This window comes from Mycolicibacterium sp. Y3, assembly GCF_051188035.1.
GTDB lineage: Bacteria > Actinomycetota > Actinomycetes > Mycobacteriales > Mycobacteriaceae > Mycobacterium > Mycobacterium fluoranthenivorans.
The window spans coordinates 2879523-2901027 of record NZ_JAVQLT010000001.1; the positions used below are offsets into that span (position 1 = coordinate 2879523).

Annotated in this window: 21 protein-coding genes; 6 read left to right on the plus strand and 15 right to left on the minus strand. The window is 69.6% G+C overall.

The window, feature by feature from the left end:
* Positions 1-47: 47 nt before the first annotated feature.
* The gene (glnA, locus tag QN239_RS13935; protein ID WP_090353750.1) at positions 48-1484 is read right to left on the minus strand and encodes a type I glutamate--ammonia ligase; all 1437 of its coding nucleotides are present in this window, start codon (positions 1482-1484) and stop codon (positions 48-50) included.
* A 117-nt stretch (positions 1485-1601) separates the two neighbouring features.
* Here glnA and QN239_RS13940 point away from each other — a divergent pair, with 117 nt between their 5' ends.
* Positions 1602-2096 (plus strand): RDD family protein, encoded by a 495-nt coding sequence (locus QN239_RS13940; protein WP_499011144.1) that lies wholly within the window; start codon positions 1602-1604, stop codon positions 2094-2096.
* Here QN239_RS13940 and QN239_RS13945 read toward each other — a convergent pair.
* From QN239_RS13945 to sucB, 6 genes are read right to left on the minus strand one after another with little or no spacing between them, the layout of a single operon-like run.
* The gene (locus QN239_RS13945; protein ID WP_499011146.1) at positions 2093-3847 is read right to left on the minus strand and encodes an amidohydrolase; all 1755 of its coding nucleotides are present in this window, start codon (positions 3845-3847) and stop codon (positions 2093-2095) included. The genes QN239_RS13940 and QN239_RS13945 overlap by 4 nt on opposite strands.
* 53 nt (positions 3848-3900) lie before the next feature.
* Positions 3901-4653, minus strand: a complete 753-nt coding sequence (locus QN239_RS13950; protein ID WP_499011147.1) for a DUF4191 domain-containing protein — start codon at positions 4651-4653, stop codon at positions 3901-3903.
* 17 nt (positions 4654-4670) lie between these two features.
* Complete coding sequence (gene lipA, locus QN239_RS13955; RefSeq protein WP_499011149.1) at positions 4671-5603, minus strand: lipoyl synthase; 933 nt, start codon at positions 5601-5603, stop codon at positions 4671-4673.
* A complete protein-coding gene (gene lipB, locus QN239_RS13960) occupies positions 5600-6262 on the minus strand; it encodes a lipoyl(octanoyl) transferase LipB (protein WP_499011151.1) in 663 nt (220 codons plus the stop codon). Before lipB ends, lipA begins: the two co-directional genes overlap by 4 nt.
* A 9-nt stretch (positions 6263-6271) precedes the next feature.
* Positions 6272-7162 carry a TIGR01777 family oxidoreductase gene (locus tag QN239_RS13965; protein WP_499016761.1) on the minus strand — a complete coding sequence of 297 codons (891 nt, stop codon included), beginning with the start codon at positions 7160-7162 and terminating at the stop codon, positions 6272-6274.
* 29 nt (positions 7163-7191) lie between these two features.
* Positions 7192-8940, minus strand: coding sequence for a 2-oxoglutarate dehydrogenase, E2 component, dihydrolipoamide succinyltransferase (gene sucB / locus QN239_RS13970; protein ID WP_499011152.1), 1749 nt, complete (start codon positions 8938-8940; stop codon positions 7192-7194).
* Positions 8941-9086: 146 nt separating this feature from the next.
* On the opposite strand from sucB, the gene QN239_RS13975 reads away from it, so the two are divergent.
* Positions 9087-9425, plus strand: coding sequence for an oxidoreductase (locus QN239_RS13975; RefSeq protein WP_090353763.1), 339 nt, complete (start codon positions 9087-9089; stop codon positions 9423-9425).
* 9 nt (positions 9426-9434) lie between these two features.
* On the opposite strand, the gene QN239_RS13980 is transcribed toward QN239_RS13975, so the two are convergent.
* Together QN239_RS13980 and QN239_RS13985 are read right to left on the minus strand one after the other, a co-directional pair.
* Positions 9435-10952, minus strand: coding sequence for a leucyl aminopeptidase (locus QN239_RS13980; protein WP_170847074.1), 1518 nt, complete (start codon positions 10950-10952; stop codon positions 9435-9437).
* A 5-nt stretch (positions 10953-10957) separates the two neighbouring features.
* Positions 10958-12046: an adenylate/guanylate cyclase domain-containing protein gene (locus QN239_RS13985; RefSeq protein WP_090353764.1), complete on the minus strand. Its 1089-nt coding sequence runs from the start codon at positions 12044-12046 to the stop codon at positions 10958-10960.
* A 42-nt stretch (positions 12047-12088) separates the two neighbouring features.
* On the opposite strand from QN239_RS13985, the gene gcvT reads away from it, so the two are divergent.
* Together gcvT and QN239_RS13995 are read left to right on the plus strand one after the other, a co-directional pair.
* On the plus strand, positions 12089-13225 hold the full coding sequence (gene gcvT, locus QN239_RS13990) for a glycine cleavage system aminomethyltransferase GcvT (protein WP_499011154.1): 1137 nt from the start codon (positions 12089-12091) through the stop codon (positions 13223-13225).
* A 22-nt stretch (positions 13226-13247) separates the two neighbouring features.
* Positions 13248-14354, plus strand: coding sequence for a branched-chain amino acid aminotransferase (locus QN239_RS13995; protein ID WP_090353767.1), 1107 nt, complete (start codon positions 13248-13250; stop codon positions 14352-14354).
* On the opposite strand, the gene QN239_RS14000 is transcribed toward QN239_RS13995, so the two are convergent.
* Genes QN239_RS14000 through QN239_RS14025 form a run of 6 tightly spaced genes read right to left on the minus strand, consistent with a single transcriptional unit; the run spans position 14351 to position 19967 of the window.
* Positions 14351-15520 carry a zinc-binding dehydrogenase gene (locus tag QN239_RS14000; RefSeq protein ID WP_499016764.1) on the minus strand — a complete coding sequence of 390 codons (1170 nt, stop codon included), beginning with the start codon at positions 15518-15520 and terminating at the stop codon, positions 14351-14353. The genes QN239_RS13995 and QN239_RS14000 overlap by 4 nt on opposite strands.
* Positions 15521-15577: 57 nt before the next feature.
* On the minus strand, positions 15578-16960 hold the full coding sequence (locus QN239_RS14005) for a protein adenylyltransferase SelO (protein WP_499011156.1): 1383 nt from the start codon (positions 16958-16960) through the stop codon (positions 15578-15580).
* A 24-nt stretch (positions 16961-16984) separates the two neighbouring features.
* The gene (locus tag QN239_RS14010) at positions 16985-17707 is read right to left on the minus strand and encodes an adenosylcobinamide-GDP ribazoletransferase (RefSeq protein WP_499011159.1); all 723 of its coding nucleotides are present in this window, start codon (positions 17705-17707) and stop codon (positions 16985-16987) included.
* Between the two features lie 13 nt (positions 17708-17720).
* Positions 17721-18761 (minus strand): nicotinate-nucleotide--dimethylbenzimidazole phosphoribosyltransferase, encoded by a 1041-nt coding sequence (gene cobT, locus QN239_RS14015; RefSeq protein WP_499011162.1) that lies wholly within the window; start codon positions 18759-18761, stop codon positions 17721-17723.
* On the minus strand, positions 18758-19297 hold the full coding sequence (locus QN239_RS14020; protein WP_499011165.1) for a bifunctional adenosylcobinamide kinase/adenosylcobinamide-phosphate guanylyltransferase: 540 nt from the start codon (positions 19295-19297) through the stop codon (positions 18758-18760). Before QN239_RS14020 ends, cobT begins: the two co-directional genes overlap by 4 nt.
* 4 nt (positions 19298-19301) lie before the next feature.
* Positions 19302-19967 carry a DUF3043 domain-containing protein gene (locus QN239_RS14025; RefSeq protein WP_499011168.1) on the minus strand — a complete coding sequence of 222 codons (666 nt, stop codon included), beginning with the start codon at positions 19965-19967 and terminating at the stop codon, positions 19302-19304.
* A 70-nt stretch (positions 19968-20037) separates the two neighbouring features.
* Between QN239_RS14025 and QN239_RS14030 the strand changes: the two genes are divergently transcribed.
* Positions 20038-21084: a glycerate kinase family protein gene (locus QN239_RS14030; RefSeq protein WP_499011170.1), complete on the plus strand. Its 1047-nt coding sequence runs from the start codon at positions 20038-20040 to the stop codon at positions 21082-21084.
* Positions 21085-21147: 63 nt separating this feature from the next.
* Complete coding sequence (locus QN239_RS14035) at positions 21148-21504, plus strand: HesB/IscA family protein (RefSeq protein ID WP_090353777.1); 357 nt, start codon at positions 21148-21150, stop codon at positions 21502-21504.
* Position 21505 lies beyond the last annotated feature (1 nt).

A 21505-nucleotide genomic window follows, 5' to 3' on the forward strand; every position in this document is an offset into this window, starting at 1 on the left:
CGGCCCGCCAGGCAGATGCCTGACGGGCCGACTTGGTGTCTGCTGACTTACACGTCGTAGTACAGCGAGAACTCGTACGGGTGCGGACGGATCTGCACCGGCAGGATCTCGTTCTCCCGCTTGTAGGAGATGTAGGTCTCGATGAGGTCCTCGGTGAACACGCCACCCTCGGTGAGGTAGTCGTGATCCTGCTCGAGCTTGTCGATCACCGCAGCCAGCGAGGTGGGCGCCTGCGGGATGTTGGCGGCCTCGTCCGGCGGCAGCTCGTAGAGGTCCTTGTCGACCGGGGCCTGCGGCTCGATCTTCTTCTTGATGCCGTCGATACCGGCCATCAGCATCGCCGCGAACGCCAGGTACGGGTTGCCCGAGCTGTCCGGGCAACGGAACTCGAGGCGCTTGGCCTTCGGGTTGTTGCCGGTGATCGGGATACGGACGCAGGCCGAGCGGTTGCGCTGGCTGTAGACCAGGTTGATCGGGGCCTCGTAGCCCGGCACCAGACGCTTGTACGAGTTCGTCGTCGGGTTGGTGAAGGCCAGCAGCGACGGGGCGTGGTGCAGGATGCCGCCGATGTAGTGGCGCGCGATATCGGACAGGCCCGCGTAACCGGACTCGTCGTGGAACAGCGGCTTGCCGTCTTTCCACAGCGACTGGTGGGCGTGCATTCCGGAGCCGTTGTCACCGAACAGCGGCTTGGGCATGAAGGTGACGGTCTTGCCGTTCTTCCATGCCGTGTTCTTGATGATGTACTTGAACAGCAGCACATCGTCGGCCGCGGCCAGCAGCGTGTTGAACTTGTAGTTGATCTCGGCCTGACCGGCGGTACCCACCTCGTGGTGACCGCGCTCGAGGGTGAACCCGGCGTTCTGCAGGTTGGTGGCCATCTCATCGCGCAGATCCACGTAGTGGTCGTACGGCGCGACGGGGAAGTAGCCACCCTTGGGGCGGACCTTGTAGCCCAGGTTCGGGCTGCCGTCGGACTCGAAGGGCTCACCGGTGTTCCACCAGCCCGACTCGGAGTCGACCTCGTAGAAGGTGCCGTTGATCTTGGAGTCGAAGGAGATCGAGTCGAAGATGTAGAACTCGGCCTCGGCGCCGAAGTAAGCGGTGTCGGCGATACCGGTGCTGGCCAGGTAGTTCTCGGCCTTGCGGGCGACGTTACGCGGGTCGCGCGAGTAGGCCTCGCGGGTGAAGGGATCGTGCACGAAGAAGTTGAGGTTCAGCGTCTTGGCGGCGCGGAACGGGTCGATACGCGCGGTGTCGGGATCCGGCAGCAGCATCATGTCGGATTCGTGGATCGACTGGAAACCGCGCACCGACGAACCGTCGAACGCCAAGCCGTCCTCGAAAACGCTCTCGTCGAAGGCCGAAGCCGGGATCGAGAAGTGCTGGACGACACCAGGCAGATCGCAGAACCGGATGTCGACGTACTCGACGTTCTCATCCTTGATCAGCTTGAAGAGGTCGTCCGATGTCTTTTCTGGCACTGATAAATCTCCTTTGACTCGTTACCCGCCGGTGACGCTAGGGAGTTGATGTTGCACCCCGGTCAACCATATGTTGCGCCGAAGTTACGCCATCGGGCGCGCTCTATGCTTGGGCCCATGGCCCGCGAAATCGCGTCCTGGTTGTCCGGCCCGCAGCCAGATTATGAATCCGGCGACTATCCGGGGCGACGGCTCGGTATGCCCGAACACGGTCCGGGATCGATCGCCCGGTTCGGCCGGCGCACCGCCGCACTGCTGATCGACTGGCTGATCGGCTACGGCCTCGCGGCGCTTGCGATGGCGTTGGGCCTGGTTTCCCTTCCGGCGCTGTCCACGACCGTCCTGGTCGTGTGGTTCGTGCTCGGTGTGGTGTCGGTTCGGCTATTCGGTTTCAGCCCAGGGCAATTCGTGATGGGGCTGATGGTGGTGCCGGTGGACGGCCGGTGGGCAGGAGCGCAGCGACCCGGGGAAGATTTGCGCGCGCGGGTGGGGCTGGGCCGGGCGATCGGGCGGGGACTGCTCATCGCGACGGTGGTGCCACCGCTGTTCACCGACACCGATCTGCGGGGACTGCAGGATCGCGGGACGGCGACCGCGGTGGTGCGGCGCTAGTCCGTTCCGGACTCGTGCACGATCCGGCCGTTCATCATCGTGACCGTGACCTTGGCTCGATGGATATCGTGCGGGTCGCCGTCGAGGATGTTGCGGTCCAGGATGATCAGGTCGGCCCGCTTACCGACCTCGACCGAACCGATCTGGTCCGCCATCCGGATCTGGTGGGCGGCGCCGAGCGTGTTGGCATGCACGGCCTGCGCGACCGTCAGTCGCTGCTCGGCGGGGGACAGGATCTCGGCATCGGGTTCGCCGATCAGCTGGCGCGTGACGCCGATCTGGATCGAGTCGAGCGGCTTGTAGGTCGAGAAGTATCCGGCTGCCGGCCAGTCGGTGCCCAGCGATACCCGCCCACCCGTGCGCAGCACGTCCTGCACCCGATAGAAGTTGTCCTTGCGCGGTGCGCCGTAGCGGGCGGCCATGTTGACCACGGTGTCGGGATCCGCGGAGAACCAGTTGGCCGAAAACTGCGCCCCGATACCGCTGGCGCCGAACCGCGCGCTGTCCTCGCCGCCGAGGTAGACCAGGTGCGCGATGGTGTGTCGGCGGTCGCGGGCCGGGTTCGCGGCGATGGCCGCCTCGAGCGCATCCAGTGCCACCCGTGCGGTGCGCTCGCCGCAGGCGTGAATGTGCATATCGATACCCGCCGCGTCGATCTCGGTGACCAGTCGGTGCCACTGCGTCTCGGTGAACGGCGACCCGCCGATCGAGTCCGGCTTGTCGGCGTAGGGCTCCAGCAGCCATGCGGTGTACCCGCCCTGGGTGCCGTCGCCGACGATCTTCACCATGCCGACCTGGACCAGCTCCGTACACACCCGCTCACGTGCCTCGGTGAACCTCGTCACGGCATCGTCGAACGGCGGGGATTTGACGGTGTAGGAGGCCACGACGCGAAACGGCAGCTTGCCCTCTCGTTCGATATCGGCGTACAGCGCGATGACATCGGCCTGCTCACCGCCCACGGGCGGCACCCCGGCGTCGAACACCGCGGTGATCCCGGCCTGGGCGGCCTTGGGCAGCCACTGCTCCAGCATGCGCCGCATGCCTTCGGCGCTGATCGGGTCGTTGGCGTTGACCAGGCCCAGCACGGCGTCGATCTCCAGCACGTAGCCGGTCGGGTCGCCGTCGGCATCGCGTGCGTAGTAGCTGAATCCCGGCACCGGATCGGGGGTGTCGCGATCGACGCCCGCGACCTCCAGCGCCTTGCTGTTGGCCCACATGCTGTGCGCGTCGATGGCGAAGAAGAAGCCGGGCCGGTCGGGTAGCACGCTGTCCAGCGACTGGCGGGTCGGGCCGTCGGGCCCGAACATGTCCACCCGCCAACCGAATCCGCGCACCGGGCCGTCCGGGTGCGCGGCGGCGTAGGCGGCGATGGCCGCCAGGGCGTCGTCCTCGGTGGGCACCTGCAGATCGACGCCGTTGCTCAGGAAGGCGCCGAGAAACGGATGGATGTGGCCCTCGACGAAGCCCGGCATGAGCAGCTTGCCGTCCAGGTCGATCACCCGCGTGTCGGGGCCCGCCAGCGCGAGGGCTGCCGCGTCGTCCCCGACATGAACGATGACCTCACCGCGCACGGCGACGGCCTCGGCCCACGGACGCTCGGCGGCGACCGTGTAGACCCGGCCGTGGTGGAACACGAAATCGGCGTCAGTCCCGGAGGCGCCGGTCACCGCATCGCGGGCGGCGGGTGCGGCGGTCCGGGGGGCGCCGACGGACGCGAAATGCGGAGCCCACTCGCATGCAGTACACACCCGGATATTGTTGACCAGGTCAATTACTCAGGCGCCGCGCCACGCGGAACGGTTCAGCGGCGCCTTACGGTGCGCTGGATGCCCTTCATCTTGCCCGCGTTGGGCAGCGGTCCCTTCGGCATCGCCGCCGGCCCGGCCTTGGTGCCGAGCGCGACCAGCTTGGACTCCAGGGAGTCCATCTGCTTGACCGTGATGTTGGCCGGAAGCTTCATCAGATGCCGCTCCAGCTTCGACAGCGGAACCTCACCCTCGCCATTGCCGACCACGATGTCGTAGATCGGGACCTCACCGACGAGGCGGGCGGTGCGCTTCTTCTCCTGCGCGAGCAGTGGCTTCACCCGGGTGGGCGCACCCTCACCGACGAAGATCACGCCGGGGCGACCGATCACCCGGTGCACGGCGTCGAAATGCCCGGTCGCGGCCACGCCGGGGGTGACGCGCCACTTGCCGCGCATATTGTCCAGCGCCCAGGCCGCGGCACCGGTCTGCCCCTCGGCCTTGCGGTAGACCGACTTCTGGGCACGCCGGCCGAAGATGATGAAGGCGACGAGCGCTCCCAACACCACGCCCAGCGGGATCAGCATGTAGGCGGTGAACCCGCCGGCGAACAGGCCCAGCGCCACCGAAGCCGCGACGATCAGCACGAAGGCACCGATCATGTACGGCAGCAGGCGCTTGTCCTCTTTGCGCTGCATTTGGAACGCCTGCCAGAGCTGACTGCGGCGCTGCTTGGATGCAGCCTTACGGGCAGCCTTGGCCTCGGCCTTTGCGGCCTTGTCGGCGGCGGGGTTACGTGATTTCGCCATAGCCCTGAGGATACGGCTCAGGAAACGGGCGGGCGCACGCGCGCCGCCTGCTCGTACAACCGGCCCGCCCGGTACGACGATCGCACCAGTGGTCCGGCGAGCACACCGGCGAAGCCCAGGCCCTCGGCGAAGGCCGACAACTCGACGAATTCGTCGGGGTGCACCCAGCGGTCCACCGGGTGGTGCCGCGGCGAGGGGCGCAGGTACTGGGTGATGGTCACGATGTCGCACCCGGCCTCGTGCAGATCGCCCAACGCGGCGCGCACCTCGTCGGTGGTCTCACCCATGCCGAGGATCAGATTGCTCTTGGTGACCAACCCGAAGTTACGCGCGGCGGTGATGACATCGAGGCTGCGCTGGTAGCGGAACGCGGGGCGAATCCGCTTGAAGATGCGAGGCACGGTCTCGACGTTGTGCGCGAACACCTCCGGGCGCGACTCGAAGACCTCTTCGAGTTGTTCGGGGACCGCGTTGAAATCCGGTGCCAGCAGTTCGACGCCCGTGTTCGGGTTGAGCGCGTGGATCTGGCGGACCGTCTCGGCGTAGAGCCAGGCGCCGCCGTCGGGCAGGTCGTCACGCGCCACACCCGTCACCGTCGAGTACCGCAGACCCATCGCCTGGACGCTCTCGGCGACCCGGCGCGGTTCGTCGCGGTCGAGTTCGGCGGGCTTGCCGGTGTCGATCTGGCAGAAGTCGCAGCGCCGCGTGCACTGCTCGCCGCCGATCAGGAAGGTGGCCTCGCGGTCCTCCCAGCATTCGTAGATATTGGGGCAGCCCGCCTCCTCGCACACCGTGTGCAAACCCTCGCGGCGAACGAGGCTCTTCAGTTCGGTGTACTCGGGACCGGTGCGCAGCCGGGTCTTGATCCACGGCGGCTTGCGCTCGATCGGCGTCTCGGCGTTGCGCACCTCCAGGCGGAGCAGCTTGCGGCCTTCCGGGGCAATACTCACGACGGCAATGCTACGCGGATTTGTCCATCCAAAGCGCCGGAGACGGCGTCGCCGACGGCCTCGGTGACATCCTTCACAGCGACCGGCTGGCCCAGCTCGGCGGTCAGCGACGTGACGCCGGCATCGGCGATACCGCACGGGATGATGCCGCCGAACGCGCCGAGGTCGCAGTCGCAGTTCAGGGCGAACCCGTGCAGCGTCACCCCGCGGGCCACCCGGATACCGATCGCGCCGACCTTGCGGGCAGGCTGACCGGGCACCCACACCCCCGACCGGCCCTCGACCCGGCCCGCGTCGACACCGAGGCCTGCGCACACCGTGATGAGTGCTTCCTCAAGGCGCCGAACGAAATTCACCACATCCAGCGGCTCCGTCAGCCCGATGATGGGATAGCCGACCAGCTGACCGGGGCCGTGCCAGGTGATCTTGCCGCCACGGTCGGTGTCCACCACCGGGGTGCCGTCCAGCGGTCGTTCTTCCGGCAAGGTCCGCTTGCCGGCGGTGTAGACCGGCGGGTGCTCCAGCAGCAGCAGGGTGTCGGGTCCGCCGGCGACCCGGGCCTCGGCGATCTCGCGCTGCAGCGCCCAGGCGTCGGCGTAGTCGACCGTGCCCAGCAGCCGGACCTCAAGGGGTGCGGTCGACGCCCGGATGGAGCTCATGAAGCCAAGCTACCCGGCGGGCGCGGCGCTGGTGGCGTAGGTCAGGGCCTCACCGACGGTGTTGTGGTGGAACGCGAAACCCGCACGTTCCAGCGCGGCGGGGATCGCGCGCTGCCCGTACAGCAGGCCCTCGTCGGCGAACTCGCCGAGCACCGCGCGCAACGCGAATCCCGGCACGATCATCGGGGTCGGCCGGTTGAGCGCCCGGCCGAGTGCACCGGTGAACTCGGCGTTGGTGACCGGCGCCGGCCCGGTGAAGTTGACCGGCCCGGCCAGGTTGTCGTCGGCGATGGCGAACAGCAGAGCCCGCACCTGGTCCTCCAGGCTGATCCACGGAAAGTACTGGCGGCCGTTACCGAGCCGGGCGCCCAGGCCGAGGGCGAACAACGGACGCAGCCGGGCCAGCGCGCCACCGGAGGGGGACAGCACCACACCGGTGCGAGCCAGGACCACCCGGGCTCCACCCTCGACAGCGGTTTCGGCGGCCGCTTCCCAGTCCGCGCACAACTGAGCCAGGAAACCGCGTCCCTGCGGTGCGCTCTCGTCGGCCACCTGATTGCGGGTGTCGCCGTAGTAGCCGACCGCACTCGCGTTGAGCAGCACGGGTACCTGCGCATCGGCGACCGCCCCGGCCAGCACCTCGGTGGGCCCGATGCGGCTGTCGCGCAGGCTCTGCTTGAACGAGCCCGACCAGCGCTGCGCGCCGACGCTGACCCCGCACAGATTGACCACGGCATCCACACCGGCCAGCGCGTCGATGTCGAAATCGCCGGTGGCCGGATTCCAGAACAGCTCGTCCGCATTACCCGGCGCGCGCCGCACAATCCGGATGACCCGGTGATCGGCGGCGCGCAACGCGGTGGTCAGCGCCGATCCGATCAGCCCCGATGACCCGGCCATGGCGATCACGCCGGGTGCCTGCAGTGGCACTAGAGCCCCAGATCGGCCTCGAACGCCCCTTCTTCAAGGCGTCGCTTGATGGTGGTCAGGAAGCGGCCGGCGTCGGCACCGTCGATCAGCCGGTGGTCGTAGGTCAGCGGCAGGTACGCGACCGACCGCACACCGATCGACTCGTTGCCGTTCTCGTCGACCACCACGCGGGGGCGCTTCACGATGGCCCCGGTGCCCAGCATCGCCGCCTGCGGCGGCACCAGGATCGGGGTGTCGAACAGGGCGCCCTGGCTGCCGATGTTGGTGATGGTGAACGTGCCACCCGACAGCTCGTCGGGCTTGAGGTTGCCCGACCGGGCACGCGCGGCGATATCGGCGATCGCCCGGGCCAGGCCGGCCAGCGACAGGTCGCCCGCGTTGTGCACGACGGGGGAGAGCAGACCCTGATCGGTGTCGACCGCGAAGCCGAGGTGCTCGGCGTCGAAGTAGGTGATCTCCTTGCTGTCCTCGTTGTAGCTCGCGTTGACGTTCGGATGCGCCTTGAGCGCATCGACGACGGCGACGGCGAAGAAGGGCAGGAAGGTGAGGTTCACACCCTCGCGCTCGGCGAAGCTCTTCTTGGCCTTGGCCCGCAGTGCCACGATCTTGGTCAGGTCGACCTCGTGGGTCTGCGTCAGCTGGGCCGTGGTCTGCAGGCTCTCGCGGGTCTTCTTCGCCGTGATCTGCCGGATCCGGTTGGCCTTCTGCGTGGTGCCGCGCAGATGGGCGAGCGCCGGAGCGGGAGCCGCCGCCTTGGGCTCGGGGGCCTTGGCGACGGCCGGAGCCGGTGCCGCGGGAGCCGGTGCTTTCTTGGCCTCGGCGGCGGCGAGCACATCCTGCTTACGGATCCGGCCGCCGACACCGGTCCCGGTGAGTGCGGCGAGGTCGACACCGTTCTCCGCGGCCAGCTTTCGCACCAGCGGGGTGACGTAGGGGCTGGCGTCACCGGACGGCGCGGCCGCGGCGGGGGCAGGCGTGGGTTCGGGCTTCGGCTCCGGCTTGGGTGCCGGCGGCGGGGTGGCGGCGGCCGGCTTCGGTTCGGGCTTCGGCTCGGGTGTGGGTTCGGGCTTTGGTTCCGGCGTTGGCGCGGGGGCCGGTGCGGCCGGCGCCGAACCCTCGGCGCCGATCTTGGCGAGCTCGCCTCCGACGGCGACCACATCGTCCTCTTCGGCGGTGATGGCCACCAGCACGCCGGCCACCGGGGACGGGATCTCGGTGTCGACCTTGTCGGTGGACACCTCGACCAGCGGCTCATCGACGGCGACGGCGTCGCCGACCTTCTTCAGCCACCGGGTGACGGTGCCTTCGGTCACGCTCTCGCCGAGTTCGGGCATCTTCACCGACGTGGATTCGCCGCCACCGGTCGCGGCGGGTGCCGGGGCCGATTCGGCCGCAGGCTCCGGTTCGGGGGCCGGCTCGGGCTCCGGCTGCGGTTCCGGCTCGGGGGCCGCCGCTGCGGCCGACTCGGGGGCCTTGGGCTCGGGTTCTGCTGCGGCTTCAGCGGATTCGCCGGCCTCGCCGATCAGTGCGAGATCGCCGCCGACCTCCACGACATCGTCCTCGGCGGCGATGATCTTGGTCAGCACTCCGGATACCGGTGCCGGGATCTCGGTGTCGACCTTGTCCGTGGACACCTCAAGCAGCGGCTCGTCGACCTCGACGGTATCGCCTTCTTGCTTGAGCCACCGCGTGACGGTCCCTTCGGTAACGCTCTCACCGAGTGCGGGCATCTGGACGGAGATGGCCATGGGTTTTGACTCCTCGAACAGTCGTCGTCGCGGTTGGAATGCGGTGCAGAACCCATCCTGTCACGTCCGCCCGGCTCGGTCGTCGCAGACGTCGGTACTTGCCGTTCTGGCACCATCGAAGGTGACAAAGAGAGGAGTTACGCCGGGTGGGACTGTTCGATAGATGGCGTGGCTCGGGTGGTGGTGCTCGTGGCGCCGCCGATCTGGATTACCTGCGGCAGTGGGTCGCCACCCATCACGGTGTCGAGGCATTCGTCGAGCCCAAGACCACGGTCACCGAGGTCACCGTCGTGCTGGTGGCCGCCGACGGTGAGTGGACCAGGCGCCGCACCGGCGGTGATGCCGGCGCGCGGCGGCTGAGCCGCGAACTCGACATCCCGGTCTACGACGTGCAGAAGGTGGGCTACCCGCAGCGCATGCGCGACTACGACGCCCGGCGGCGCATCGAACGTCAGCGCGCGCTGCGCAGCGAACTGGAGGAGTGACGCGCTGCGCTAGCCGTTGCGCGCGATGTCTTCGAGCACCGCGAACAGGGTCAGCGTCGGCACGCCGGTACCGCCCTTGGGTGTGTAACCCCATGGGCCGCCGGTGTTGTACGCCGGGGCCGCGATGTCGATATGCGCCCACTCGACGCCCTCGGGCACGAACTCACGCAGATACGTCCCGGCCACCAGCATCCCGGCGTACCGCGAGGAGCTGACATTGGCCAGGTCGGCGACCGTCGACTTGAGATCGTCCTTGAGCTCCTCGGGCAGCGGCATGGCCCACCCGTTCTCGCCGACTGCTTGGGACAGCCGGGCCACCCGGTCGCGGAACTCGTCGCTGCCCATCACGCCCGGGGTCCGGGCGCCCAGCGCCACGGTCTGCGCGCCCGTCAGGGTCGAGGTCTCGATCAGGTAGTCGGGATCGTCCTCGCCGGCGCGCACGATGGCGTCGGCCAGGATCAGCCGGCCCTCGGCGTCGGTGTTGAGCACCTCGACGGTGATCCCGCCGTACTGGGTCAGCACGTCGCCCGGGCGCTGCGCGGTCGAGGACGGCATGTTCTCGGCGATCGGCACGGTGGCGATGACGTCGATCGGCAGATTCTGCTTGGCGGCCAGCACGACGGTCGCGATGACGGCGGCCGCGCCACCCATATCGGAGGTCATGTGGTGCATCCCGGCGGCCGGCTTGATCGAGATACCGCCGGTGTCGAAGGTGATGCCCTTACCGACCAGCGCGACGCGCTTCGGTTTGCGACCGGCGCCCTTGTGCGTCAGGCGGACCAGCCGCGGCAGGCGTGACGAACCCTGGCCGACACCGACGATGCCGCCGTAGCCCCCCTTGACGAGTGCCTTGTCGTCCAGAATCTCGACGGTGAGTCCGGCGGCCTCACCCAGAGCCTTTGCCCGCTTGGCGAATTCGGCGGGGTAGAGGTGGCTCGGCGGGGTGTTGACGAAATCCCGCGCGGTGGCCACGGCCGTGGCGATATCCACCGCCCGCTGTGCCAGCGCCTTGGTGGCCGCCTTGCTGTCCCCGGCCAGCGCGACGATCTTGGTCAGGCCCTTGTCCTTGGGGGCGGTCTTCTCGCTGCGGAACTCGGTGAACCGGTAGGCACCCAGGATGAGTCCCTCGATGACCGCCTCGAGATCGAGTGCGGTGAGGGTGGTGACGACGGAACCGACCTTGTCCAGGCTGCGGGCGGCGCTGCCGGCCAGCCGGCGCAGGGTGTCGGCGGGCCATTCGTCGCGTTCCTCGCCGAGGCCGACCGTCAGCACACTGGCCACCGGAAGATCCGCGATCACCAGCCGGTGCTGCTGGCCCTCACCGCCGGTGCCGCCCAGTGCCGCGAGGCCGGACTCGATGGCCGCCACCGCGCCGGCGTCGAGGTGATCGCCGAGCACGCGGGGCCTGCCCTCGCCGTTGTCGCCGGCCACCACGCCGACGATGAGAACCGCGTCGCCGCCGCCGCGGCGGGGCAGGGACGAACTGACGGTGACGGACGGGGCCTGGTATCCGGATGCGCTGCTCACGGGGATCACCCTATAAGTGATTGCAGTGGATACGCCGTGACCGGGACATCGAACCCCTTCAGGGTGAAGGAGCGCGCGGGTGCGAAATCGTGTTCGGGCAGCGCATCACGCAGCGCCGATGACGACAGGATCTGCCCCGGTTCGGCGTTGGTGGTCAAGCGGGCCGCCAGATTCACGGGGTTGCCGAAATAGTCACCGCTGATGGCTAGCACCTCGCCGTAGCCCAGCCCGGCCCGCACCTGTAGCCCCGCATCGCGTGCCTTCACATTCTCGACCAGGGCGACGGCCGCTGCCACCAGTTGCTGCGGTGTGGAGCTCACCCACATGACGGCATCGCCGATGAACTTCACCACTCGCCCGCCGGCCGCGTGCACCACGTCGGCCGCGGTGGCGCCGAACTCGTTGAGCAGGTCCGAGAGTTCGGCGGCGCTGAGCAGCTGGGTCAGTGCGGTGAATCCGGACAGGTCGGCAAAACCGATGCCGCACACCACAGTCGGTGATTCGTCGCGTACGACGTGTTCGAAGTAGGTGCGGGCGCTCATCAGATGCTGACGGTGCACCGCCTCGATCGTGGCGCCGATGCGGGGGAGATACCCGACCGCTGCCCGGTACGCGCGGGCGGTGGCCAGCTCGTCGTGGGAGACCTCGATCTGGACCTCCGGGGAGCTGGCCCGCATCATCGACGATTCGGCCTCGGCCAGTCGCGCCATCCCGGCGCCGATCACCCGCAGCAATCCCGTCGCCGCGACATCACCGACAACCAGCCGCATCTCGGCCCAGGTACGCAGCGCCTCCACATCCGCGCGGCTCAAGGATTTGGTCGCACAGTCGGTGACGGTCAGACCCAGCGCCGCCCAGGCCCGCTCCACATCTGCCAGCGGCACCCCGATCTCGGCGGCCGCGTCGGCCAGGCAGTACAGCATCGGCCCGGACCACTGCAGGACATCGCCGGCCAAGCCGAACAGCCGGCCGCGGGACTCGGCCTCGACCATCTCCGCGGCGGTGAAGCCGAGCTGGTCGAGATACTCGATGAGCGGGGCGCGCTGGCGGGCATCGGCGATTCCCGCGGCTTCCAGCGCGTCGAAATCGACCACGGTGCAAGTCTGCCAGCGCGATCCCCTTTAGGGTGGTGGATTGTGAGTGCCGAGGAGTCGACCGCCCCCGAATCGAGCACCGTGGCGGGCTCGGTCCTGCATGGCCCCCTGGAGGACCGCCACCGAGCGCTCGGGGCCGGCTTCGCCGAGTTCGGCGGGTGGCTGATGCCGGTGGCGTATGCGGGCACCGTCGCCGAACACAACGCGACCAGGACCGCGGTGGGCCTGTTCGATGTCAGTCATCTGGGCAAGGCGCTGGTGCGCGGCCCGGGCGCGGCGGCGTACGTCAATTCGGCGTTGACCAACGACCTGACCCGGATAGGGCCCGGTAAGGCGCAATACACGTTGTGCTGCAACGAATCCGGCGGCGTGATCGACGATCTGATCGCCTACTACGTCTCGCCGGACGAGATCTTCCTGGTGCCCAACGCGGCCAATACCGCCGCGGTGGTGGCCGAACTGAAGCGCCACGCCCCGGCCGGGCTGACCATCACCGATGAGCATCGCTCGTACGCGGTGCTCGCGGTGCAGGGGCCGAAATCGGCCGAGGTGCTCGGTGCGCTGGGCCTGCCCACGGAGTTCGACTACATGGGCTATGCGGACGCCGAATACAGCGGGGTCCCCACCAGGGTGTGCCGTACCGGTTACACCGGCGAGCACGGCTACGAGTTGCTGCCCGCGTGGGACCGCGCCGGCGTGGTGTGGGACGCCCTGCTGGACGCGGTGCGCGCCGCCGGCGGGGAACCGGCCGGGCTGGGCGCACGCGACACCTTGCGCACCGAGATGGGTTACCCGCTGCACGGGCACGAACTGTCGCTGGACATCTCGCCGGTGCAGGCGCGTGCCGGCTGGGCCGTGGGCTGGAAGAAGGACGCCTTCTGGGGCCGGGATGCGCTGCTGGCAGAGAAGCAGGCCGGACCGCGGCGCACCCTGCGCGGGCTCAAGGCGCTCGGGCGCGGGGTGCTGCGGGCGGATCTCACGGTGTTGAACGACGGCAACCCGATCGGTGTCACGACGTCGGGAACCTTCTCGCCGACGTTGAAGGTGGGCATCGCGCTCGCGCTGATCGACACCGCCGCCGGGATCGCCGACGGGCAGACGGTGACCGTCGACGTCCGCGGCCGCGCGCTGGAATGCGAAGTGGTGGCACCCCCGTTTGTGGCAGTCAAAACCCGCTAGCCTCGGGCGATACAATCTGACCATGACAGACGGTCCCCTCGAATTCACGCTTGCCCGCAACACGTCACCGGCAAGCGACGAGGTAAGGGCGGCCATTCTGGCCGATCCCGGATTCGGCCGGTACCACACCGACCACATGGTCTCGATCGACTACACCGTGGCCGACGGCTGGCACAACGCGGCGGTGCTGCCGTACGGCCCGCTGCAGCTGGACCCGTCGGCGATCGTGCTGCACTACGGGCAGGAGATCTTCGAGGGTCTGAAGGCGTACCGCTGGGCCGACGGCTCGGTGGTGTCGTTCCGGCCGGAAGCCAACGCGGCGCGGCTGCAGGCCTCCGCGCGCCGGCTGGCCATCCCGGAGCTGCCCACCGAGACGTTCCTGGCGTCGCTGCGTCAGCTGATCGCCGTCGACAACCAGTGGGTGCCCGCGGCCGGCGGTGAGGAATCGCTGTACCTGCGCCCGTTCGTGATCGCCACCGAGCCCGGGCTGGGGGTGCGGCCGGCCGACGAGTACCGCTACCTGGTCATCGGGTCACCGGCCGGGGCGTACTTCAAGGGCGGGATCAAGCCCGTCAGCGTGTGGCTGTCGCATGAGTACGTGCGGGCTTCGCCCGGCGGCACCGGCGCCGCGAAGTTCGGTGGCAACTATGCCGCGTCCCTGCTGGCGCAGGCACAGGCCGCCGAGCGGAGCTGTGATCAGGTGGTGTGGCTGGACGCCATCGAACGCCGCTACGTCGAAGAGATGGGCGGGATGAACCTGTTCTTCGTGTTCGGCAGCGGCGGCACGGCGCGGCTGGTCACCCCGGAGCTGTCCGGTTCGCTGTTGCCCGGTATCACCCGGGATTCGTTGTTGCAGTTGGCCACCGACGCGGGCTACGCCGTCGAGGAACGCAAGATCGATGTCGACGAGTGGCAGAAGAAGGCGACGGCCGGCGAGATCACCGAGGTGTTCGCCTGCGGCACCGCCGCCGTCATCACCCCGGTGTCGCACGTCAAGCACCGCGACGGCGAATTCACCATCGCCGACGGCCAGCCCGGTGAGGTCACCATGGCGCTGCGTGACACCCTGACCGGGATCCAGCGCGGCACCTTCGCCGATACGCACGGCTGGATGACCAACCTCGGTTAGACCGGCGGGACCGGCTCTTTGGCCTGACTGCGCGGATCGATGAGGATCTTCGCGTGCTTCTCGGGGTCGGCCAGTGCGTCGAACGCCGCTGCCACCCCGTCGAGTCCGACGGTGCCGGTGATCAGCGGGCCGGCGTCGAGCTTGCCGTCGGCCAGCAGGTGCAGGGTGTCGCGGAACTCCAGCGGGGTGTAGCCGAACACGAACCGCAGGTCGATCTCCTTGCCGATGGCCATCGACGGGCGCAGTTTGTCCTCGCCCATGCACAGCCCGACCACCACCACACGGGTGCCCATCGGTGCCGCGGCGATGACACCGTCGATCATGCCCGGAACGCCGACGCACTCGAACACGATGGGGCGCTTGGGATCTGCGCCGCCGAGTGAGTCGACCAGCCGGTACAGGTGCACCCAGCCCGGGACCTTGCGCAGCTTCTCCATGGACCCCACGGCGAGCTCGAACAGCGCGGGTGCCTCGGTGATGGTGCCCTTGGTTCTCGCCGCGTCATACGGCGAGTCCACCGCCGGGTCGACGACGACGTCGGCGCCGCACCGTGTCGCCAGCGCCCGGCGGCCGGGGGAGAAGTCGCTTGCCACGATGGTCTGCACGCCGCGGGCCTTGAGGTGGCAGATGACGGCGAGGCCCAACGGGCCGCAGCCGATGACGACCGCGGTGTCGCGCCGGGAGATGGCGCTGCGCCGCACCGCGTGCAGCGCGACGGCCATGGGCTCGGTGAGTGCGGCGACGTCCATCGAGAGACCGTTGGGGATGGCGAAGCTCATCGACGACTCGGCCAGCACCTGCTCGGCGTAGCCGCCGGGCGCCAGCGGCGACAGCCCCGTCATGTGCACGCCGCCGTGGGTCCGCACCATCGGGAACACGGCCACCGGGGTGCCGACCTTGAACTCCCTGGCGGCGCCCTTGCCGCGTTCGGCGACCGCACCGCAGAACTCGTGGCCCATCACCACCGTGGAGCTGCTGGAGATGAAGTCGTGGTAGCCGATCTCGTCCATCACGCCCTTGAGCTCGTCGGCCTGCGTGCGGGCGTGCAGGTCGGAGCCGCAGATGCCGGTGCGGGCGACGTCGATCACCAGCTGGCCCTTGGCCGGGCGCGGCGCGGGCAGGTCGACGACGTCGAGTACGCCGCCGTGACAGGTCACGGCGCGCATGGTGGGGGCGGTCATCCCTGCATTATGCGGTACCGCCGGTTTCGGCTGCTGGGCCCCTCAGGTCCCGCAGAATGTCCGGTAGCACGACGCGAACGCCTCGGGCGCGGGTTCGGCATAGTGCTGCAGCCCGGGACGCGGGGTGTAGGGCTCGCGGACGGCGGCGACGAGTGCGCGCACCGGGTCCAGATCGCCGGCGGTGGCGGCGGTCAGGGCGGCCTCGACCAGATGGTTGCGCGGGATGTAGAGCGGATTGACCCGGTCCATGGCCGCGATATCCGGGCCCAGTGCCTGCCACCGTCGCGCCCAGTCGCCGAACCCGTCCGGGACGGTACCCGCGCTCAACGACCGGAAGAACGACGTGAAATCGGCCCGCTGCTGCTCCAGTAGCGCCAGCAGATCATCGACGAGTTCCGGAACCTCTTGCGCAATACCGAGTTTGGCGCTCATCCGGGCCTGGAACGCGTGCTGGTAGCTGCCCTTGAAGACGTCGAGGGCGGCGGTGGCGATCTCGATGGCCGCGTCGATATCGGGATCGATGAGGGGCAGAAGCGTCTCGGCGAACCGGGCCAGGTTCCAGGCCGCCACCGTCGGCTGGTTGCCGTAGGCGTAGCGGCCCCAACTGTCGATCGAACTGAACACCGTCGCCGGGTCGTATGTCTCCATGAACGCGCACGGCCCGTAGTCGATACTCTCGCCGGAGATGGTCATGTTGTCGGTGTTCATCACGCCGTGGATGAACCCCACCGACATCCACCCGGCGACGAGGGTGGCCTGGGCGCGCATCACCGCGTGCAGCAACGCCAGGTATCGGTTGTCGGCCGCGGCGGCCTCCGGATGGTGTCGCTCGATCGCGTAATCGGCCAAGCGCCGCAACAGATTTCCGTCGCCGGTCAGCGCCGCGTACTGGAAGCTGCCGACCCGCAGATGGCTGCTGGCCACGCGGGCCAGCACCGCACCCGGCAGGGGCGTCTCGCGGTGCACGGTGACACCCGTGGCCACCACGGCCAGCGCGCGGGTGGTCGGGATGCCCAGCGCGTGCATGGCCTCGCTGATCACGTACTCGCGCAGCATGGGCCCCACCGCCGCGAGGCCGTCGCCACCGCGGGCGAACGGGGTGCGTCCGGACCCCTTGAGGTGCAGATCCCGGCCGTCGGGCAGTTCGCCGAGCAGCAGCGCGCGGCCGTCGCCCAGGCGTGGCACCAGGCCGCCGAACTGGTGGCCCGCGTAGGCCTGCGCCACCGGTGCGGCACCGTCGGGCAGTGCGGTCCCGGTCAGAAACCCGAGGCCGGCGTCGCTGCGCAGCCAGTCGGGCGCCAGGCCCAGCTCGGCGGCCAGCGGTTCGTTGAGCACCAGCAGTGCCGGATCGGCGGCGGCCTGAGCCTGCCAGGCGACGGACAGTTCCGGCAGCGTGCGGGCGAAATGGTCACCCAGCGCAATCATGGTTTCGACAGTACTCAGGGCGGCTCAGTGCACAGCCAGACCCAGGGCCACCACCGTCGTCGTCAGCTCGCAGGCCGCACCCAGCACGTCACCGGTGATCCCGCCGAACCGGCGCACGCAGTGACCGACGAGCACCACGGACAGGGCCAGTGCCGCCAACACCACCACCGGTCCCTGCCACCACCGCGGCGCCGCCGGGACCGCGGCGGCCACCAGGGCGAGCGTCCAGCCCACTGCCACCCACCACGGCTGGGAACCGGCCACCAGGACGCCCAGTGTGCTGCCCGGGGCCGCCGGTACCCCGCGCCGGCAGGTCGCGACGATCGCCACCCGTCCCGCGGTGACGGCGACCACCACGCCGACGGCGGTCAGCGCGCCGAAAGTCAAGCCCTGCAACACGATCACCAGCACCACAGCCGCCACGCCGAACGGGCCCGCGGTACCGCCGCGCATCACCGCCAGCGCGCGTTCGGGCGGCCCGTAACAACCGAGCCCGTCGACGGTGTCGGACAACCCGTCGATGTGCAGGCCGCGGGTGCACAACAGCAGCAGGGCCACCGCGAGCAGCCCGGCCAACGCCCCGCCGGGGTACAGCTGGGCGGCACCGCAGACCGTCAGCGCGGCCAGCCCGCCGAGCGCGGTGCCCACCACCGGCAACGCGGTCAGCGCGCCCCGGCCGAAGGGATGATCCACGCGCACCGGCAACACCGTGCCGAAGGCGAAAGCCGAAGCCAGCGAACTGATCACAGGGCCGGAGGTATCACGCGTCGGAGACTCCGGCTTCGTCGAAGGTGGCCATCGAGGCCAGGGTGGCCACCGCGGCCCGCACCAGCGGAAGTGCCACGGCGGCGCCGGTGCCCTCGCCCAGGCGCATCCCGAGGTCGACGATCGGTACCAGCCCCAGATGATCCAGCGCCAGCGTGTGCGCCGGTTCGGTGGACCGGTGCCCGGCCTGCCACCAGGCCCGGGCGCCCGGGGCCAACAGGTCGGCGATCAGTGCCGCGGCGGTGACGACCACGCCGTCCAGCAGGACCGGGGTCCGCCGGACCGCGGCCTGGGCCAGGAAGCCGGCCATGGCCGCGAGGTCGGCGCCACCGCACACCCGCAGCAGTGCCTCGGGATCGCCGGTGACGGTGCGCCCCCGGTAGAGCGCGTCGCGGATGGCCGACACCTTGCGGGCCCAGCCGGTGTCGTCGATTCCGGTGCCGCGGCCGACCACCGCCACCGGTTCGGACCGAGTCGCCGCCGCGATCAACGTGGTTGCGGGCGTGGTGTTCCCGATACCCATATCGCCGGCGATGAGCAGGTCTGCGCCGCTGTCGACCTCCTCGTCGGCGATGGCCCGCCCCGCCTGGATCGCCGCGGTGGTCTCCGCTTCGCTCAGGGCGTCCTCGATCGCGATGTTGCCGCTGCCGCGGCGCACCTTGTGTGCGCCGATCGCCGGGCTCAGGGGTTCGGCGTCGACGGCGATATCGGCCACCCGCACGGTGGCGTCGGCCAGTGTCGCCAGCACGTTGATGGCCGCGCCACCGGCATCGAAGTTGGCGACCATCTGCGGGGTCACCTCAGAGGGGAAGGCCGACACACCGGAGGCGGTCACGCCGTGGTCACCGGCGAACACCACCACCCGCGCGCGGGTGAACTGCCGTGGCGGGCACACGCCCTGACAGGACGCCACCCACACCGACAGCGCCTCCAGCCGGCCCAGCGCGCCGGGTGGCTTGGTCAGCGTGTTCTGCCGGGCCAGTGCCGCCTGCAGGGCCTCGGCATCGGGCGGGGTGATCGCGGGGAATGCGCTCACCTGGCCTCCTTCACGACTAAAGGTTGTCCGGCGACGACCAGCACCACGCGGTCGCACAGTGCTGCCAATCGCTGGTTGAGCGTGCCCAGTTCATCGGCGAACAGCCGGCCGCCCGCGGTCGCGGGCACCACTGTCAGCCCCACCTCGGGGCTCACCAGGGTCAGCTTCCCATCGAATCCTGTGATCGCCGCGCAGAGTTCGTCGCAGAGTTCATCGATGCCGGCCCGCACCGATCCGCCCGTCCACGCGCCGAGGCGGTCCATTGCCGCGGTCAGCCAGCCACCGATATCGTCCACCAGCGTCGGGGTGCGCGGGTCGGCGCGCAATTCGGTTGCCACATCGGTGGTTTCGACGGTCGACCAGTGCGCGGGCCGGCGGTTGCGGTGGGTGTCCACCCGCCGGGACCACTCCGGGTCTGCGGGGTCGGTGCGGCCGGTGGCCACATAACGCACAGGTTCGCCCGCGGTGTCCGAGATGGCGGCTTCGGCCCAGTGCGATTTACCCGAACGGATCCCGCCCAGGACCAGTACCCGCACGCGCTCAGACGTCGTCGCCGCGATTGACCAGCGGTCTCGGCGCGCGCATCCGGCGCAACTGAGAGGCGCGGCTGGCGGCGTAGAAGCCGAGTTTGAAACCGCTCTCGGTGTTGTCGGGGAACTTCTCGTCGACCTTGCGGTTCACCCGTCGGCCCAACAGCACGCCGTCGACGGCCATCACCAGCAGCAGGACCGGCATGCCGAAGGACACGTACTTCTGGACCGCCACCGCGGGCACGGCCAGGGTGATGAGCACCAGGCCCAGCGCCACCGGCATGAACAGGCCGAGCAGGTTGGCGCGGGAGTCCACGATATCGCGGGCGTACCGGCGGACCGGGCCCTTGTCGCGGGGCAGCAGATAGGCGTCGTCGCCGGCCATCATCCGCTCCCGGCGGTCGGCCATCTCGGCACGCCGGGACACCTTCTCGGCCTTGCGCTCTTCCTTGGTCAGCTTGGGCTTGGACGCGGCCAGTTCCTTGCGGCGCTTACGCGCTTCCGCGGTGGTCAGCGGCGCCGGCGCGACGGGCCCGCGCCGGCGGGCGGCCTCGCTGCGCTTGGGCGTGGGCCGGCCCTTGGGGGCAGTCAGGCCCTCCCCGGCGGCAGTCGATTCTGTGGCGGCGGCCACATCGTCGGGTTGCGGATTGTCCTTCTTGCGGCCCAGCAGATTCACGCTCACAGGGTACTTCCGAACGGGATTTCCTTGGTGAGCGGCTCCGGATCGGACGTCCTACGCTGGGCGGATGCATGTGCTGGTGGCCCCGGACTGTTTCGGTGACAGCCTGACCGCGGTGCAGGCCGCCGAGGCCATCGCGTCGGGCTGGGCCCGTGCGCGGGACGGCGACACCTTCACCCTGGCACCCCAGTCCGACGGCGGGCCCGGGTTCGTGGACGTCCTGGCCAGCCGGCTGGGCGGATTGCGGTATGCCCAGGTCAGCGGGCCGTTGGGGGACCGGGTGAGCGCCGAATGGGTGCTGCACGGCGACACCGCGTATATCGAATGTGCGCAGGCGTGCGGGCTCACCCTGCTGGGTGGGCCGCCGACGGTGCAGACCGCGCTCGCGGCACACAGCAGGGGAGTGGGCGAGCTGATCGCGGCCGCGCTGGATGCGGGCGCCCGCCGGATCGCGGTGGGGCTGGGCGGGAGTAGTTGTACCGACGGCGGGCGGGGACTGGTGGAGGCGCTGGGCGGCCTGGACAAGGCCCGGGCCCGGCTCGCCGGAGTCGAGCTGATCGCCGCGAGTGATGTCGAGCACCCGCTGCTGGGGCCGATGGGCGCCGCGGCGGTGTTCGGCCCGCAGAAGGGGGCCGACCCGGACACCGTGGCGGTACTGGAAGCCCGCCTGACGGAGTGGGCCGGCGAACTCGGTCCCGGCGTCGCCGACAGGGAGGGTGCGGGCGCTGCAGGCGGGATCGGTGCGGCTCTGCTGGCACTGGGCGGCCGCCGGGAATCCGGGGCCGCGGTGATCGCCGAGCACACCGGCCTGGCCGGCGACGTGGCGGCTGCGGACCTGATCATCACCGGCGAGGGCAGGTTCGACGATCAGTCGCTGCACGGCAAGGTGGTCAGTGCGCTGGCCGCCGGCGCCCGCCGCCGCGGCACCCCGGTGCTGGTACTGGCCGGTCAGGTCACACTCGAACCGGCGGTGCTGGCCGCGGCGGGTATCGCCGCGGCGTATTCGATCACCGAGTTCGCCGGATCAGTCGAGCTGGCCATCGCCGATGCCGCCAACCAACTGACCGGACTGGCTCAACGCACCGGATCGGGTTGGCCGGAGAGTCGGGAATAGCGCCCGGACAAGGTACCGTTGAACACATCGCGAATGCACGTACGCATGCAATCAGGAGAAGCAATGACTGTTCAGGACGACACCACCACCGAAACCCACGGTGCGGTGCTGACCGACGCCGCTGCCAGCAAGGCCAAGGCGCTGCTGGAGCAGGAGGGCCGCGATGACCTGGCGCTGCGTATCGCCGTGCAGCCGGGCGGCTGCGCCGGCCTGCGCTACAACCTGTTCTTCGACGACCGCACCCTCGACGGCGATCTGACCACCGATTTCGGCGGCGTCGCGCTGACCGTCGACCGGATGAGCGCGCCGTACATCCAGGGCGCCACCATCGACTTCGTCGACACCATCGAGAAGCAGGGTTTCACCATCGACAACCCCAACGCCACCGGCTCGTGCGCCTGCGGCGACTCGTTCAACTGAT

Bases quoted from the DNA above. Each gene is read 5' to 3' on its own strand.
- lipB (WP_499011151.1), bottom strand. From the start codon at position 6,262: ATGAGCTCCATCCGGGCGTCGACCGCACCCCTTGAGGTCCGGCTGCTG.
- sucB (WP_499011152.1), bottom strand. From the start codon at position 8,940: ATGGCCATCTCCGTCCAGATGCCCGCACTCGGTGAGAGCGTTACCGAA.
- QN239_RS14005 (WP_499011156.1), bottom strand. From the start codon at position 16,960: ATGATTGCGCTGGGTGACCATTTCGCCCGCACGCTGCCGGAACTGTCC.
- QN239_RS14035 (WP_090353777.1), top strand. From the start codon at position 21,148: ATGACTGTTCAGGACGACACCACCACCGAAACCCACGGTGCGGTGCTG.
- QN239_RS13950 (WP_499011147.1), bottom strand. From the start codon at position 4,653: ATGGCGAAATCACGTAACCCCGCCGCCGACAAGGCCGCAAAGGCCGAG.
- QN239_RS14000 (WP_499016764.1), bottom strand. From the start codon at position 15,520: ATGCGCGCCGTGACCTGTCACGGCGGCGTACTCGACGTCGTCGACCTG.
- QN239_RS13940 (WP_499011144.1), top strand. From the start codon at position 1,602: ATGGCCCGCGAAATCGCGTCCTGGTTGTCCGGCCCGCAGCCAGATTAT.
- QN239_RS14030 (WP_499011170.1), top strand. From the start codon at position 20,038: ATGCATGTGCTGGTGGCCCCGGACTGTTTCGGTGACAGCCTGACCGCG.
- QN239_RS13995 (WP_090353767.1), top strand. From the start codon at position 13,248: ATGACAGACGGTCCCCTCGAATTCACGCTTGCCCGCAACACGTCACCG.
- QN239_RS13965 (WP_499016761.1), bottom strand. From the start codon at position 7,162: ATGGCCGGGTCATCGGGGCTGATCGGATCGGCGCTGACCACCGCGTTG.